Below are 12,345 nucleotides of genomic sequence, written 5' to 3' on the forward strand. Positions count from 1 at the left end.
TGTCATTCGTTTCCTTCGCTTTACTGCTTTTAGGTTTGTTATGTCTCCATAACGCGTTCTTTAAAAAATTCTCTCATTTAGAATCTTTCAAGGTTGTTTCATTGTTCAGTTATCAAAGTGCTTTGTGCTGTCTCGATGACAGCTTATTAATATTATCAAATCTCAGGACTGTTGTCAACAGCTTTTTAAAATTCCTTTGACTTGAAACGGAGAAGGAGGGATTTGAACCCTCGCGCCGCTATTAACGACCTGCACCCTTTCCAGGGGTGTCCCTTCAGCCTCTTGGGTACTTCTCCAAGCGTCTTACTCTAGTGATTCCGGTTACCCGGCTTCCTATTGAGATGTCCTGCGTTCTTCGCGAACGCAAGTAATAATATATATCATCCAGCCTGCATTTGCAAGTAGGAATTTCCCTTTTATAAAAAGTCAGACATTTGATGCAATTTCTTTTCTTTTTCCTTGCAACTAAAGATTGATCCATCGTCAGACCCTTGCTACGATCTTTCCATGCTCGATATACACAGCTTCATCGCATAGCACATCTATATCTTCCGAAGAGTGCGACACAAGAATCATGGTCTTTCCCCTTTTTTTAAGCTCCAGAAAATAGTCATGCATTTCTTCGACTCCCTCATTATCGAGGCCGTTGAATGGTTCATCCAGGACAAGAAGATCCGGATCTTCCATGACAGCCTGTGCGATTCCCAGTCTCTGACGCATTCCAAGAGAATACTTTTTTACATGTTTTTTGTCAGTCGGGTCAAGTCCTACTCTCCCCATTGCCTCCCTTACTTCCTTATCACCAATCTTATGTCTTAAGTCCGCCAGAAGTTTCAAATTCTTGTAACCGCTATAATACGGAATAAAGCCGGGAGTCTCGATAATCATACCGGTATCGTCCGGGAAATCAATATCACGTCTGATTCGTTTTCCATCGACCGTAATCTCACCGCTTGTGACCTTCACAAATCCAAGGATGCACTTCATCAGCATTGTCTTGCCGCTTCCATTTCTGCCGACAAGTCCATATGTCTTTCCTTTCTCCATCTTCAAGCAAATGTCATCAAGGATCTTCTTTTTCCCAAGAACCAGGTCTACATGTGATACGATGATTTTTTCCATAGATCCGTTCACCTCACTCCACGAGTTCAATATTCAGAAGTTCCAGCCGTCTGACCGCCATTTCATTCAGTATCAGCATCGCAGTAATTGCCAACGCAAAATAAACGTATGAAAACCACACAGGTACTACTGTTTGCTCAAGTATTTTGTCATAATGAATCCAGACGATCGTATTTGCCATCGGAAGACCCCACATCACTCTGGAGTCAAGCGAGGTTGTGACAACTCCCGCTGATATCACAATAATAGATGCGAACAATCCGAAGGACTGTATATGTATCTCCTTAAAGAAATAAATTACCAATGCCAGGAGAAACAGATACATAGCCATGAGTATGGTGGTTTGCAGCAGAGCATTCCACATGGATAATTGATTATAAAGGTTCGACGGTATGAGCTGACTGGCAAAATTTTCGGCTTCATCCGGAAACATGGCATTATACTTCGTCACCGCATCGCTCCATCCGCCGAGCGGTCTTCCTCCAGATACCAAGATGCTTCCTATGATCACTAATCCCAAAAAAGTCAAGACGGCATAGACTATAAAAAGTATCTGCCCGATAAACCAATTCCATTTACCTGTTCTTTGAATAAAAAACAGAGTATTCCCTGTAATCTTCGGATAGGCGCCTATGAGTATTAAGAATACGCATGGCATAAGCATTACCAGCATACCCGAATTTCCAATTGCGATATATGGTTCAAAAATTCCAAGACGGATGCCTATCTTTTCAGCCCTTTCCAGCAGTGGCTCTACGGCCAATGTTCGCATAAAAATAATAAGGACCCCTACCACAACGATCCTAGGATCTGTGATCCACCTCAAATATTCCTGTCTCGCGACAGAGAGGATACATTTTCTATTCTCCACTATCTACTCTCCTCATCGTAAAGAAAAGATACAGCACCAAACAGGCAACAACTATAGCAGCACTATACAGTAACACGTATTTCTTCAAGCTCCCATATTCATTGAACTGTGGCAACGCATCCGGATAAATCACGGAAATAATGTTCGAAAGCCACTGATTCGATTTATCTCCGGCTAACATTTTTTCATTTATCTGAGACGATAGCTTCTGGCACGTCTGACCTATAGCATATTTGATAAAGAATGGTATACATAATACGAGGTATTTGTTCCTGATTAGACTTGTCAGCATAATGACAACTGCTGAAATGGTAAGTCCATATAGGAATACTCCCAGCATTTTTATGAGTGTCGCGTCCAAATAACCGGTGGAAAAATTCATATAGGATGACATGCTTTCCCTGTACATCTCTTTCAATTCAGATGAATATTCACCTATGTCCGGAAAGAGCTGAAATACCAATGCGGAATAGATTCCATAACCTGCTGATACAGCTATTCCTCCGCTCACGCATCCTGCAATCATCTCAGACAAATGAAATTCTAACCTCGAAGACCGGAAAACTTCATACCGTACCACTTTCGCTTCATGTTCATCACATAGGAGCGGTACGAAGGCAAAAGCTGATACTATCGGTATGAAAAGTTGTATCCATCCCCAACTCCCTTTTCTCATAACTTCCAGAGAAGAAAACTGTGTATCTGTCAGCATAAAATTTCTATCGAAGCTTATAAGAGCGCGGATGACCGAATATTTGTCATAGGTTGTTTCATCCTGATAGATCTCCGCAGAGAAGCATAATATAACAGTAAAAGCAATGCATAGATAGAAACCATATCCCGTCAGTATCTTCTGAAATTCTGTTTTTATATTTCTTATTATCATAGCTTTTCTGCCATTATAGAGTTGAATAGCTGTAGTAATAAAGTTTACCTGTTACTACATCAACATAAAATGCATAGTGTAACCCATCGTTTGAATTATCTGCTATAAATTTCCATGCCGGACTGAGATCCGCTTTTTCACGATTCTCATCTGTATACTTGCCGGTATAGACCATTGCTACAGAAGTGATCTTAAATTTCACCGATTGGGTAACTTTACTGCTTAGAATACTTACAGCTTTTGTAAGATTGATCAACGGTACGACTTCTGTCTTCGATGTGATATCGGGAGAACCCCCATCAATCCGCACATCCAAATGGTCCTTACCGTCTACCACAAGCTCTTTTGACTCCTGCACAAGATCCGTATCTGCGTTAGTGACTGACTCCTGAAAGGAATCCATTGGGATCCCATGAAAGGAATCCGTATATTCCGCCCCAATACTGTCTGAACCATCCTTCATATCATATATTTTTACTTTATATACATAAGGGTTCATCTCCCCTTCCTGATTGCCATTTTCTATATAAGAAATGACCTCCCTGAGCGTCATTTTGTCATTTCCGATCCTGTACTCTTGATCATAACCCTTGTCAAAATCCCCTGTATATATTTTTTTGACAGCCTGTGTATCATCGATATCCCTTGGAAGCCATGAGCCTAATTTTGCATCGCTATATAATGAATAAAGCTTTCCTCTATTGATCCATTCCGGTTCAGAAGACGCCTCGGTCCAGTACACATATCTCTTATGATCATTATCATAATAGTACAAACTTGTAGCCTTATAGGTACCATTTATCAATTCTTCTTTATACTTGTTAACCTTCGGCAAAAAATCAGCTACAGTCTCTATCTTGTCTATGTCACCGCATAGATCATTATAATAATCACTGATAGAGTCCGTATAATGGTGTAAATTCAATAATTCAAAAGAGCCAATGGCTCAGCCCTCAGGTATAATGAGAATCGCGACATTCAACATAGTACCGAAAGGAAAACCAATGGCTCAACTCAATATTACATTGAATCAGGACGAAATTCTACAGTTACTTTCTGCTGACCGGGAGGACGCTTTCCGAACTCTTCTTCAGGAAAGCCTGAATTCGGTTCTTAAAGCCGAATCCCAGGAACAGCTCCAGGCAGCGCCATATGAGCGCTCAGAAGGCCGTACAGACTCGAGAAACGGTTTCCGAACCAGAGATCTCAAAACGCGGATCGGAACGATAACGTTGAATGTACCGAGGCACAGGAACCAGCCATTTCATACGATGGTCTTTGAGAACTACTCCCGCAGCGAAGCCGCTCTGGTTACAACCATGGCGGAAATGGTCGTGAGCGGTGTATCCACCAGGAAAGTTGCAAGGGTAGTAGAGACGCTCTGCGGTACATCAATCTCCAAATCCGCAGTTTCCGATGTCTGTAAGGATCTCGATCAGGAAGTCGAGGCCTTCCGCAACCGGCCGATCGAAGGTAATTACCCGTTCCTCACAGTCGATGCTACGTATTTCAAGGTACGTGAGAACGGCCGGGTTGTCTCGAAAGCGCTGATGATTGCCTATGGCACCAATGACGATGGAAGGCGCGAAATCCTTGGTTTCTCGGCCTATCGGAATGAGTCTCGTGAGACATGGAAAGACTTCCTGACCGGGCTGAAAAAGCGCGGCCTGTGCGGTCTCATGATGATCACTTCCGATGCCCACGATGGCATTATCAATGCCGCCAGAGAGGTGTTTCCGGACGTTCCATGGCAGCGGTGTCAGTTTCACTTTTCAAAGAACATCGCTGACAAAGCTCCGAAGAAAGAACAGGCTGGTCTGCGTGCTGAACTACAGGAAATGTTCCACTGCAAAAAGATCGAGGATGCCAGACAAAAACGGGATCAGATCCTCGCCGATTATCAAGAATCCGCCTCATCCGCAATGGAATGTCTCGATGAAGGCTTCGAAAGCGCTATGACCGTTATGACGCTCCCGGAAGGGATGCGTCGCTTCTTCCGGACATCGAACCACATCGAGCGGCTGAATCGGGAGTTGAAGCGGCGTTCCGGCGTCATCGGGATCTTTCCAAATGAGGCATCGCTGATCCGGCTGATGGGATCTGTCTTGATAGAACAGAACAGCATCAGTCAGGCCAGAAAGGCCATCTTCAGTAAAGAATCCTATCAGGGCTTACTGAAATCGGATGTTCGAAATCAACTGCATCTGATTGCTGAAGAACAAGCCGCTCTTCTGGCAGCATAGTTATCAACAGTTATACCTGAAGGCAATTTACACACAAATATGGACTTGACTTAATCACTGTCAGCTGGCGGAGAAAATATAACATATGTTTCATCATAGACTCCGAAATAGTCCACACAGTATGACTCAAATCTCTTCAATACCTCCTCCATATTCATTTTCTGCATGCCGAAATTTTCCTTATCCCAATCTTGTTTTATAGTCAATTTATAACAGCTGATATCCGAATGATTGACAAGTCCTGCTTGACTGAAATCAAGATTTTTATAAGTATGCTTCTTTATCTCATTAAATTCTGACTGAATATCACTTAAATTACATCGATTTGACTTCTTTCGAATTTCGCCATCCTTTTTATTAGCACATGCTGAAAAGATAAACAGGGTGGAAACAAGCAAGATGAGAATTGTCAGCAATTTTTTCATCATATTTAGTTAAAGACAACGTGATGACATCTATCATGTTCATCACGTTGTCCTTGTCCCCCTTTCTATCAATTCCCCTTTATTCAAATATCGAACAGCACATTGAAGATCATCTACCCTTGACAATTAATAATGTGGCGGCCAATCATGCAAAGGCATGTCTCCTTTCTTTTTGCAACGCTTGTTTATTATCTGTACAATATCACAATAAGCACAGAATTGCCAGTATTTTTTGTCATCTTATCTATTTCATTCCCGTGCTCATGCCTGTTGCCTTCGTAATCGCATCCGGTCTCTTACGAACGCAAGCGTTCGACGAGTCCGGATGCGTTCCGAAGAGCTTATTCAGCAAACTGCGAGTTATACAGATCGGCATAGAATCCGTTCTTGGCGAGGAGCTCGTCATGGGTTCCCTGTTCTACGATATCGCCATGGTTCAGTACAAGAATGCGGTCTGCATTTCTTATCGTAGAAAGTCTGTGGGCAATGACAAAGCTGGTCCGGCCTTTCATCAGGCGGTCCATAGCGCTCTGGATCAGCTGCTCGGTTCTGGTATCGACCGAGGATGTTGCCTCGTCCAGAATCAGAACCTTCCGGTCTGCCAGCATGGCCCGGGCAATGGTCAGAAGCTGCTTCTGTCCCTGGGATACATTGGTTGCATCTTCATTCAGAACCATGTCATAGCCGCCGGGAAGGGTACGGATAAAGTGATCCACATAGGCTGCCTTTGCCGCCTTTTCGACCTCCTCATCGCTTGCATCCAGACGCCCGTAACGGATATTTTCCCGAATGGTACCGGAGAAAAGCCAGGTGTCCTGAAGGACCATGGAGAAATTATCTCTGAGCTGATGCCGGTCAATGGTCCGGATGTCTTTTCCATCCAGAAGAATGGATCCGCTGTTTACGTCATAGAAGCGCATCAGAAGTTTTACAAGGGTGGTCTTTCCGGCCCCGGTCGGACCTACAATTGCAATCTTCTGGCCAGGTTCTACATGACAGGAGAAGTCCTTGATGATAATCTGGTCCGGATCATAGCCAAAGCGAACATGATTGAAGTCCACCTCGCCTCGAACATTTTCCAGCGTCTCGGCAGCATTTGCTAATTCATTATCTGTTTCTGCCTTCTGCGTATCTTCGATTTCCTTATCACCAGCACTACTCTCCGCCTTCTCCGGAAGCAGCACATTCGGCTCCTCTTCTTCCTCCAGGAATTCAAAGACTCTTTCGGCCGCTGCCGTCATCGACTGCACCTGGTTCATGACCTGTGCAAGCTGAGCCAGGGGCTGCTTTATATTTCCCACGTACTGGATAAAGGCCTGGATATCGCCGACTCCGATGACACCCTGAATGGCAAGCATACCTCCGGAGATAGCCACGCCGGCATAGCCCAGATAGCTGATGAAGTTCATGACCGGCATCATGACGCCGGAGATAAACTGGGATTTCCAGGCAGAGTCGTAGAGGTCTGCATTTGTCCTGCTGAACTCGTTCAGAGATTCCTGCTCACGGTTGAAGGCCTTGATGATCAGCTGGCCGGAGAAATCCTCTTCGATCTGTCCGTTGATGATTCCCAGAGAATCCTGCTGACGGATGAAGTAATTCTGGGATTTTTTGACAATGAAGGAAACCAGAATACCGGATACCGGAATAACAACGACCGCGATCAAAGTCATCAGGGGCGAGATGGTCAGCATCATCACCACAACACCGACGAGCGTTGCAATCGAAGAGATGATCATGGTGATACTCTGATTCAGTCCGGTGCCGAGGGTATCGACATCATTGGTAATCCGGGACAGAACATCTCCGTAAGGCCGGCTCTCGAAATATTTCATCGGCATGCGGTCGATTTTCTCCGAGATCTCCCGCCGCATCCGGTAGGCAGCCTTCTGGCTGACCGAGGTCATGATCCAGCCCTGAAGGAAGCTGAAGGCGGCCGATGCGATATAGAGGGCCAGGGTCATGAGGAGGATTTTTCCGATCTTGGTGAAATCGATACCGCCGGTTCCCTGGATCTTACGCATGAGTCCGTTGGCCAGTTCCGTCGTCGCATGTCCCATGATCTTCGGTCCCATAACATTGAAGACCGTGGAAAGGATGGCAAAGATCGCGACAAAAATGACGGCTATCCGGTAGCGGCCGATATAGCGCATGAGCTTTCCGAAAGATTTCCGGAAGTCCTTCGGCTTCTCGCCGACCCGGTTTCTGCCCGGGCCTCGGCGGTTGGATGCCGCATTATGTTTCTTTCTGTATTCCGCAAGCTTCTTCTCCCGCGCAAGTTTTTCAGCGTCACGAGCGGAAGCCCTGTCTTTTTTATTTTTCTTATCAGCATCTGATTGGGATCCAGAGGCATCCTGTTTCTGATTTTCAGTCCTGGATTCCATAGCAGAAGTCTTCTTCTCAGCCTCAGCTTCTAAAAGGGAGGCTTTCTTGTTCTGAATATTATCTTCTCGCATGGCGTGTCTCCTCCAGTTCCTTTTCTGAAAGCTGTGAAGCAGCGATCTGCCGGTATACCTCACAGGTGTCCAGCAGCTCTTCGTGTCTTCCGAGTCCGACCACCTGGCCCTCATCGAGAACCAGAATCTGGTCGGCATTCAGAATGGTGCTGACCCGCTGGGCCACGATAATCTTGGCTGCATCCTTTTCCTGCTTTGCAAGCTCTTCCCGGAGCCTGGCATCAGTCTTCATATCAAGAGCGGAAAAACTGTCATCGAAGACCAGGATTTTCGGATTCTTTGCAATGGCACGGGCAATGGACAGTCTCTGTTTCTGTCCGCCGGAAACATTGCTGCCGCCCTGAGAGATATAGCTGTCGTAACGGTCTTCCTTTTCCTCAATGAAATCCTCTGCCTGGGCAATCCGTGCTGCTCTCTCGACTTCCTCATCCGTCGCATCCTGGCATCCGAAGCGGATATTGGATGCAATGGTGCCGGAAAACAGGGTTCCCTTCTGGGGCACGAAGCCGATCTCTGCACGCAGATCCTGAAGATTCCGCTCCCGGATATCGACACCGTCAACCGTGATGGATCCGCCGGTGACATCGTAGAAACGGGGAATCAGGTTGACCAGGGTACTCTTTCCTGAGCCGGTGCTTCCGATGATGGCTATGGTTTTCCCCGGCTCTGCCGTAAAGGTAATATCCTTCAGGGCATCCATCTCCGCACCCGGATAACGGAAACTTACATTATGGAAGCTTACGACTCCGGTCTTCCTTTCCGGAGTCTTCTCATCAGCAGGGCTTTCGATAGAAGGCTTGGTATTGATGACTTCCTGGATTCGTTCCGCTGCCACACCGGCTCTGGGGAGAATGATGGACATGGCGGTCAGAATCATGAAAGCAGAAATAATGATCATGGAATAAGTGATGAAGGAAGTCATGGCGCCGACCTGGAGAGTTCCCTCATTGACCCGGTGGGAAGCCACCCAGGTGATCAGGATGCTGAGTCCTGTCATGACAAACATCATGGCCGGCATCATAAAGGTCATGACCCGGTTGGTAAAGAGCTGGGTCCGCTTCAGATCCTGATTGGCTTCATCGAAGCGCTTCTCCTCTTCCTTCTCCCGTCCGAAAGCGCGGACCACCATAAGTCCGGTCAGGATCTCACGGGAAACCAGGTTCAGTCGGTCCACAAGCTTCTGCATGATCTTGAATTTCGGCATGGCAACCACAACAAGGGTCAGAATGATTCCCACGATCACGGCAATTCCGAGGGCAATGACCCAGCTCATGTTGGCGTGGGACTGGTAGACCCGGATCACGCCCCAGACAGCCAGGACCGGTGCATAGAGTACCATGCGGAGAAACATAGTCGTTACCATCTGTACCTGCTGGACATCATTGGTTGCACGCGTAATGAGAGACGAGGTCTGAAATTTATCCATCTCCGCGTTGGAATAGCCGATGACATTGTTGAAGACCTTGAGTCGGAGGTCACGGCCGACGCCGGCGCCGACACGGGAGGCGACGAAGGAAACCGCTACTGCCACCATGGCCATGAGGAGTGCCATCAGCATCATCCGTCCGCCGCTGGCCCAGAGATAATTTTTCTGGACCTTGTCGACATTGACTCCGGCTGCCTCTTCTGCGGACGATGCATAGCGGATGCCCATGGCCCGCATAGTCTGGCTGCCGATCTTCTTGACTGTCTTATTGATCAGCTTCCTCATCTGGCTGAGCTGACTTTTGTCAAACCGGCCGCTCTGAATCATCTGCTCCAGAGCCGGACGGACATCGACATAAATTGCCTTCTTTCCGTCCTCATCCTTAGCTGTGAAGACCTTGACATTCATCTTATAGGCCTTGGCGATTTCCGAAGCAGACATGGAATCGATTTTCTCCAGGGCCGCTTCCATCTGGGCCTTGGCAGCAGCTGCGGCGGTCTGGTTCTGCGCCTGCTCAGCCGCTTCCATCTGGCTCTTCAGCTGATTTTTCATCATGGTCCGGAAATCCGCTTCCGTCATATGTCCCATCTGATAAGTCATAACAATAGGATTCAGAAGGTCATCGTCGAGCCGGTCTAACTTTTTCGAACTCAGATCCTTCAGCACATAGTTGTCGCCCTTGGCCCTGTAGGCATTCTCCCACTCGTTCTTCTGCGAATCGCTCATGAAGAATTCGGCCTGGCTGTATTCCTCTGCCGTGATCTCTGTCGGCATGATATGCTCGATGCCCTTGTTCTGGATGCCGGTATCGATAATGTTCTGGGTGTACTGGGGCATGGACATCTCGCAGTAGCCCTGCACGATCAAAAGCACAGCCAGAAGCAGTACCGATTTCCAGTACTTCTTCAAATTTGAAAAAATATACTTCATTCTGTCTGCCACTCAAAATATGTTTAAATATACTCAAACACATCGAGAATTGAAGTCCTTGCGGATACTTCTTACTGCTTCAATGTGTATGCTTTGGCGATTATAAACAATACGCTACTCACAAGTTCGTGTACACTCCACAGTCGTAAATTCCTGCGATAGCCCGCAGTACATACTTACATTTTGCGTTTATTATGCAATTGTGTAAGTTAAAGCATCTCTTAGATTAAGAGCAGCATTGAAATCCCTATCCTCAACATAGCCACAATCACAACGATATATTCTATCTGAAAGTTTCAAATCTTTCTTGATAGCACCACAGCAATGACATATTTTGGATGATGGATACCATCTGTCTACGACTCTTAATTCAATACCATTTTCATCACATTTTGCTTTAAGTTTGGTTCTAAATTCATAGAACTTCTGTGACGCAACAGCTTTTGAAAGATGTCTGTTCTTCATCATTCCTGACACATTCAAATCTTCAATAGTTATGTAAGATGGTTTGGTTTTCACTATCTCAGCTATTGTTTTATTGACATAATCAGTACGAATATTATCTATTTTATGATGAAGTTTTTGTACTTTGAGCTTTTGCTTTTGTATATTCTTTTGAGTGGACTCTCCTTTCTTTAAGTTTTCATATTTGCGTGAGAGACATCTTTGTTCTCTACGCAGTTTCTTTTCTAATTTTTTAATTCTTGCTGACTTATTGATATTTTTATAAGTTTTACCATTGGAAACAATTGCTAAGTCTTTTAAACCCAAGTCAATTCCTATACCACCATTGCTATTATTAGCAATCTTAGTGTCTGGAATTTCTATAAGAACTGACACATAATATCTATCCGCCTTGATTGAGACATGACCACTTTTAATTACATACCCGTCTTTGGTGGTTGGAATATATCCTTTTTCTTTAATGCGAACCCAACCAAGTGATGGAATATTAATTCTGTGTCTTTCACATCGGCAATCCTTTGGATTATTCTTTACGAAATACATTTTCACATCAGATTTCCCTTTCTTTTTAAACTTTGGAAAAGCACTCTGATGTTTGAAAAACCTTGTAAATGCAACGTAACCATTTTCAATTGAGCGTTTTACAGATTTTGAACTGACTTCCTTGATCCATAATTTATCTGGATTTTTTGGAAGGTACTCATTGTTCAGCCAGACACTAAAACTTTTACCACTCATAAACTTTTCACCGTTATCGTGTAAAGTTTTGTTGTGACCGAGATAAAAGTTATAGACGTACCTACAAGTGCCAATAGTCTTGTTAATTTTGATTTTTTGCTCGGCTGTCGGATTTATTTCCGTCTTGAAGCTCTTTAGCAATTTCTGCATCTCCTTCTATTTGTTTTTTATACTTGCGAAGGCCGTACAATCTACAAGAAAAAACGTGCAATATAGATACAATATCCTGTACAAGTTCTTCCTGCGGTGATAGTTCTTCATTATTCACTATCACTATGGCTGTGTTAAACTTCATACAGAATTTTTCAAACCAATCATAGCCAAATCTGATAAACCTATCTTTATGTGTAACTATGATAGTTTTGATCTTCTGTTCCATTACTTCATCTAATAATTGATTCCACTTTTTTCGATTGTAGTTAAGTCCGCTTCCATAATCCTCAATACATTGATCTACAATGATACCTTTAGCATTGCAAAACTGACGTAAAAAAGCCACTTGGTTTTGTAAATCATCTTTTTGGTTTCTTGTAGATACTCTGGCATAAATAACAATCTGACGATTATCGTTTTCAGTATTTATGCCCTTGAACTGAAGATACTGATCATAAGTATAATAACGCCTATTAGTCGGAGTTCGATTTGCTTTCAGAATTCCCTCTCTGTCCCAACGTTGTAACGTTTTGACCGAGACGCCCAATAATTCAGCAAAATCTTTTGGTTTGTAATTAGTGATATTAGATGTGTTCATAACAATATCCTCCATGAGTATATTTTAACACA

Annotated in this window: 9 protein-coding genes and 1 tRNA gene; 1 reads left to right on the plus strand and 9 read right to left on the minus strand. The window is 44.6% G+C overall.

What is annotated here, in order from left to right:
* Positions 1-207: 207 nt before the first annotated feature.
* The 5 genes from ACKX2L_RS08705 to ACKX2L_RS08725 all read right to left on the minus strand — a co-directional run bounded on the left by ACKX2L_RS08705 (position 208) and on the right by ACKX2L_RS08725 (position 3,714).
* Positions 208-296, minus strand: a tRNA-Ser gene (locus ACKX2L_RS08705).
* A gap of 187 nt (positions 297-483) precedes the next feature.
* On the minus strand, positions 484-1,122 hold the full coding sequence (locus ACKX2L_RS08710) for an ATP-binding cassette domain-containing protein (protein ID WP_497553093.1): 639 nt from the start codon (positions 1,120-1,122) through the stop codon (positions 484-486).
* Between the two features lie 13 nt (positions 1,123-1,135).
* Positions 1,136-1,993: a hypothetical protein gene (locus ACKX2L_RS08715; RefSeq protein ID WP_497553094.1), complete on the minus strand. Its 858-nt coding sequence runs from the start codon at positions 1,991-1,993 to the stop codon at positions 1,136-1,138.
* On the minus strand, positions 1,983-2,879 hold the full coding sequence (locus tag ACKX2L_RS08720; protein ID WP_497553095.1) for a hypothetical protein: 897 nt from the start codon (positions 2,877-2,879) through the stop codon (positions 1,983-1,985). The genes ACKX2L_RS08715 and ACKX2L_RS08720 overlap by 11 nt, the downstream gene beginning before the upstream one ends.
* 13 nt (positions 2,880-2,892) lie before the next feature.
* Positions 2,893-3,714, minus strand: coding sequence for a hypothetical protein (locus ACKX2L_RS08725; RefSeq protein WP_497553096.1), 822 nt, complete (start codon positions 3,712-3,714; stop codon positions 2,893-2,895).
* A gap of 169 nt (positions 3,715-3,883) precedes the next feature.
* Here ACKX2L_RS08725 and ACKX2L_RS08730 point away from each other — a divergent pair, with 169 nt between their 5' ends.
* Positions 3,884-5,122: an IS256 family transposase gene (locus ACKX2L_RS08730; protein ID WP_497553097.1), complete on the plus strand. Its 1,239-nt coding sequence runs from the start codon at positions 3,884-3,886 to the stop codon at positions 5,120-5,122.
* A 766-nt stretch (positions 5,123-5,888) separates the two neighbouring features.
* Here the strand turns inward: ACKX2L_RS08730 and ACKX2L_RS08735 are convergent.
* The 4 genes from ACKX2L_RS08735 to ACKX2L_RS08750 all read right to left on the minus strand — a co-directional run bounded on the left by ACKX2L_RS08735 (position 5,889) and on the right by ACKX2L_RS08750 (position 12,298).
* Entirely contained in the window at positions 5,889-8,003 is a 2,115-nt protein-coding gene (locus ACKX2L_RS08735) for an ABC transporter transmembrane domain-containing protein (RefSeq protein ID WP_497553098.1), read from the minus strand.
* Complete coding sequence (locus ACKX2L_RS08740) at positions 7,990-10,359, minus strand: ABC transporter ATP-binding protein (RefSeq protein ID WP_497553099.1); 2,370 nt, start codon at positions 10,357-10,359, stop codon at positions 7,990-7,992. The genes ACKX2L_RS08735 and ACKX2L_RS08740 overlap by 14 nt, the downstream gene beginning before the upstream one ends.
* Before the next feature lie 192 nt (positions 10,360-10,551).
* Positions 10,552-11,712, minus strand: coding sequence for an RNA-guided endonuclease InsQ/TnpB family protein (locus ACKX2L_RS08745; RefSeq protein WP_497550961.1), 1,161 nt, complete (start codon positions 11,710-11,712; stop codon positions 10,552-10,554).
* Positions 11,645-12,298 carry an IS607 family transposase gene (locus ACKX2L_RS08750; RefSeq protein ID WP_497551038.1) on the minus strand — a complete coding sequence of 218 codons (654 nt, stop codon included), beginning with the start codon at positions 12,296-12,298 and terminating at the stop codon, positions 11,645-11,647. Before ACKX2L_RS08750 ends, ACKX2L_RS08745 begins: the two co-directional genes overlap by 68 nt.
* Between the last annotated feature and the right edge of the window lie 47 nt (positions 12,299-12,345).

Origin of the sequence: Porcibacter vitabionis, from assembly GCF_046263795.1 — a bacterium.
GTDB lineage: Bacteria > Bacillota > Clostridia > Lachnospirales > Lachnospiraceae > Lachnocurva.

Excerpts from the sequence above, each read along its gene's own strand:
- ACKX2L_RS08710 (WP_497553093.1), bottom strand. The coding sequence starts at position 1,122 with ATGGAAAAAATCATCGTATCACATGTAGACCTGGTTCTTGGGAAAAAG.
- ACKX2L_RS08720 (WP_497553095.1), bottom strand. The coding sequence starts at position 2,879 with ATGATAATAAGAAATATAAAAACAGAATTTCAGAAGATACTGACGGGA.
- ACKX2L_RS08730 (WP_497553097.1), top strand. The coding sequence starts at position 3,884 with ATGGCTCAACTCAATATTACATTGAATCAGGACGAAATTCTACAGTTA.
- ACKX2L_RS08735 (WP_497553098.1), bottom strand. The coding sequence starts at position 8,003 with ATGCGAGAAGATAATATTCAGAACAAGAAAGCCTCCCTTTTAGAAGCT.
- ACKX2L_RS08740 (WP_497553099.1), bottom strand. The coding sequence starts at position 10,359 with ATGAAGTATATTTTTTCAAATTTGAAGAAGTACTGGAAATCGGTACTG.
- ACKX2L_RS08745 (WP_497550961.1), bottom strand. The coding sequence starts at position 11,712 with ATGCAGAAATTGCTAAAGAGCTTCAAGACGGAAATAAATCCGACAGCC.